This window comes from Streptomyces boluensis (assembly GCF_009908195.1).
Lineage (GTDB): Bacteria > Actinomycetota > Actinomycetes > Streptomycetales > Streptomycetaceae > Streptomyces > Streptomyces boluensis.
The window spans coordinates 1-3,671 of the sequence record NZ_JAAAHS010000557.1 but is presented as its reverse complement, the minus strand read 5'-3'; the positions used below and the strand labels follow the sequence as shown (position 1 = coordinate 3,671).

Below are 3,671 nucleotides of genomic sequence, written 5' to 3'. Positions count from 1 at the left end.
GGGAGCGACGGCCGCGTTTCTCGATCTCGCGGACCTCGACCACACCCCCACCCCACCGGCCACCCTCGTGGGCGTCGCGGCACTGGACGTACCGGAGCATCTGGTGGAGGTGGAGGCTGTGGCTGTTGTCAGGTGAACTGTCCTGTTTCCAGGGGCTGTTGGGAGCAGCTGAGGCGAGCGGGACTGTCGGGCGCACCGGCAAATTCGCGTGACGCGCGCGCGGCGGGCTTGGCAAGATCGGCCGGATGCCCGCGCACCCGCCCCGACTCCGGAGGAACACCACGGACGCCGATCACCAACTCACCCTCAACGCCCGGCTGTTGCCCTGGTCGGCCGCAGACCCGGACAGCAACGCCTTCGCGTGGAGCGAGGAGGAGCACGCCACCGTCGTAACGCTGATCGCCCCGATGGTCCCTCCGGTCGGCGTGGACCGGCGGGCGCAGTCCCGGTTCGTCGCCGAGGTGACGCGGCTGCTGGTCGCCCGGTACGGCCGGTGGGCCTGCGGCTGGCACTGGTCGTACGGCGAAGGCGGCGGTGGCGGTGTGGTCACCAGCTGGTGCTGCGACGCGGATTCGGTGGGCGAGGCGGTGCCGACGGCCGCCGCTGTCGTGGCGTCGCTGCTCGAATGGCGCGACTGGCTGGAGGAACTGGCCGACCGCTTCAAGCAGTTGGCACCCCCGGACGACCTCGACACCTCCGCCCCGGACGCGGATCCCCGTACGGTCGCGGCCGACCGCAGTTGGCACGTGGAGCGCGCGGCCACCCGTCTGGTGACGGTCGTGATGGACCGTACGGGAGCCGAGTGCGCCTGGTACACGCTCTGCCGCACCGTCCTGACCTGGTTCCTGTCGTCCACGGGAATGACCGCGGAACAGGCGGACGCAGCTGTCGAGCGGGCGATCGGCGGCCGCTTCGAGAGCTGGACGACTCCGGCCCCGACCGTCGTCACCACGGTGGGCGAGGACCTCGCGACCGACCTGACCGGGGAGCCCTCCTACCGTGACCGCTGAACTCCCGTACGACACCGATCACTTGGCCCTCTGGTGTCAGGTGCGGAGCCGCGTCGACTGGGCCGGTGCCGACGTCGGGACACCGGGCCGGGGCGGGAGCGCGGTGGACGGCTTCGCACGTTGGTGCGCGGCCGGGGCACGGACCCAGGACCCGACTCGGGCCGACCGGCTGCTCGCGGCCCTCGCCCGGTCACGCGCCGACGCCACGCGGCGGCGCCCGCTGAGCCTCGCCCTGCTCACATCGTGGCAACGGCTCGTCCTCGGCACGCCCGATGTGGCGTTCCGTGACGGCGACGCCTTCGCGAAGGGCGGCAGGGAACGGTACGCCCTCACGGTCGACACCCGACGGGACTTCGAGCGCTGCCTGCGCGAGAGCGCCGACCCGGCCGTCCCCGTGGCCGCGCGCGCCGCCAGGGCGTGCCTCGACGTGGCGTTCTTCCACCCGTTCCCGGACGGCAACGCCCGCCTGTCCATGCTCACGCTCGCCCACGTCCTGGACCTGGAGGGGATCCGCCCGCCCGAGGTCGGCCCGCTACGCACCACGCGCTACGCGGACGACGCCGCCGGCGCCGAGGACCTGGCCGTGCTGGTCGGTGTCCTCATCCGGGCGGCGCGTCCTCGTCGGCGTTCATGGGCCGTGTCCACCCAAGCCCACCGACAACGCGTCGAGGGCCCGGACCTTCGCGGGTCCGGGCCCCCGACGAATCGTTACTTCCAGATCTCGCCGACCCACTCGGGGTGATCGATGAACGGGTTCCGGTTGTGCTGGATGTCGTCGAAGATCACCTGGTTACGGCGCTTCTCGAAGTCGTCCGGCGGGTCACCGGCGCTCCACTCCTTGAGGACCGAGAGGCGGCCGATGTTGGGGGCGGAGCCGTTGCTCACCTCGTCGTTGGGCTCCAGGTCGGCGAAGCCGTCCTCACCGTCGTACCGCACGGCCATGTAGAGGATCATGCGGGCCACGTCGCCCTTGACCGCGTCGCGCGGCTCGAACGAGTCGTCGTCGGTGAAGTTGCCCGGCGCCTCGCCGAGTTCCTCGCCCCCGTTGTCGAAGTCCTTGCTGCCGCGGGTGCTGTTCACCGACACGTCGGTGGGCCGCAGGTGGTGGACGTCGGTGCCGGGTCCGGTGGAGGTGCCGAAGTCGCCGTGGGACTTGGCCCAGACGTGCTCACGGTTCCAGTCGTCCGGGTCGCCGCCGTTGGCGGTCTTGGACTGGGAGCGGCCGGTGTAGAGCAGGATCACGTTGGACGAGTTGTTCGGGTCCTCGTCCGTGGCGCGCAGCGCGTCCCAGACCTGGTCGTACGACAGCTTGGTCTGCTCGCTGATGATCGTGTGCAGGGCGGCCTTGAGTTCGGGGCCGGTCTTGCCGATCGCGTCCTTGTAGTAGGTGTCGTCCAGGACCTGGACCGCGGTCCTGGCGCCCGGTTCAGAGGTCGGCGCGTCGGTCGCGACGGCCACCGAGGGCACGGCGATCGACGCCGCGACAGCAGCGATGAGCAGCGGGCGCCGCCAGCGGCGGCGCGCAGTATGAGCGGACATGATGTGGGGGGTGTCCTCTCCCGTCGGCATCCGGTACTTCAACACTCGTCCTCCGCATGACAGTTGACGAAGCATTGGCCTGAGAACCTTGCCATGCAATGCGCGTAGAGCGGTAGACACCACACATCAGTTACATGCCGATCGCGTAAACAACAACGCCCACCCGTACGCAGGGCAACTCCCGTGCTCCGGAGCGCAGTCGGGTCTTTCGGCGCACCCAACTATGCTGGCGCGGTGCCACGACAGACCGTGTGGTGACAGACGGTCCGGTATCGGAGGGAAAGATGGCGGACGTCCGCGTGCTCGCCGGGCGGTACGAGCTGGGTGAGCTGCTCGGTCGCGGCGGCATGGGCGAGGTCTGGGCGGCCTGGGACTCGGTCGTACGGCGCCAGGTGGCCGTGAAGTTGCTGAAGCGCGGCGGCGGGAGCGCCGACGAGGAGCGGAGGCTGCTGCGCGAGGCGCACACCGCGGGCGGCCTGAACCATCCCGGCGTGGTGACCGTGCACGACCTGGGCCAGGACGAGGACGGCACCCCGTACCTGGTCATGGAGCTGCTCGCCGGGCACGACCTGAGCCGGGTGCTGCGTCAGGACGGGCCACCGACCGTGGAGAGGGCCGTCGACTTGGCCGCGGCGACCGCCGCTGCGCTGGCCGTCGCGCACGACGCGGGGATCGTGCACCGCGACCTCAAACCGGGCAACCTGATGCTCACCCCGGACGGCACGGTCAAGATCCTCGACTTCGGCCTCGCCCGCTTCGCCACCACCGCCACGACGGCCAGTCAGGCCATCGGCACCCCTGCGTACATGCCTCCGGAGCGGCTGCTCGGGCGGCCGGGCGACGCGCGGGGCGACCTGTACGCGCTGGGCTGCGTGCTGCACGAACTCCTCACCGGGGACTCGCCGTTCGGGAATCTGGAGCCGGCCGCGGCGATGTTCGCCCATGTGCACACCGAGCCGAACCCGCCGAGCACGAAGCGCGTGGACGTACCGGCCGCCCTGGACGCCCTGGTGCTCGACCTGCTCGCCAAGTCCCCCGACGACCGGCCCGCCACCGCGCACGAGGTCCACGAGCGGCTGCGCGCACTCACCCTCACCCCGCACGACTCCGTACCCCCGACCG

General features: G+C 71.1%; 4 protein-coding genes. 3 read left to right on the top strand and 1 reads right to left on the bottom strand.

Annotated features, from left to right (window positions below; all coding sequences use genetic code 11):
- The first annotated feature begins 245 nt into the window (after positions 1–245).
- Both GUY60_RS35755 and GUY60_RS35750 read left to right on the top strand, forming a co-directional pair.
- Positions 246–1,010 carry a hypothetical protein gene (locus tag GUY60_RS35755; protein WP_246236083.1) on the top strand — a complete coding sequence of 255 codons (765 nt, stop codon included), beginning with the start codon at positions 246–248 and terminating at the stop codon, positions 1,008–1,010.
- Entirely contained in the window at positions 1,000–1,752 is a 753-nt protein-coding gene (locus tag GUY60_RS35750; RefSeq protein ID WP_312866555.1) for a Fic family protein, read from the top strand. Before GUY60_RS35755 ends, GUY60_RS35750 begins: the two co-directional genes overlap by 11 nt.
- On the opposite strand, the gene GUY60_RS35745 is transcribed toward GUY60_RS35750, so the two are convergent.
- Positions 1,719–2,549 (bottom strand): endonuclease I family protein, encoded by an 831-nt coding sequence (locus tag GUY60_RS35745; RefSeq protein ID WP_161705576.1) that lies wholly within the window; start codon positions 2,547–2,549, stop codon positions 1,719–1,721. The genes GUY60_RS35750 and GUY60_RS35745 overlap by 34 nt on opposite strands.
- Positions 2,550–2,833: 284 nt before the next feature.
- On the opposite strand from GUY60_RS35745, the gene GUY60_RS35740 reads away from it, so the two are divergent.
- The coding region (locus GUY60_RS35740; protein WP_161705574.1) for a serine/threonine-protein kinase at positions 2,834–3,671 on the top strand (838 nt) is incomplete at its 3' end.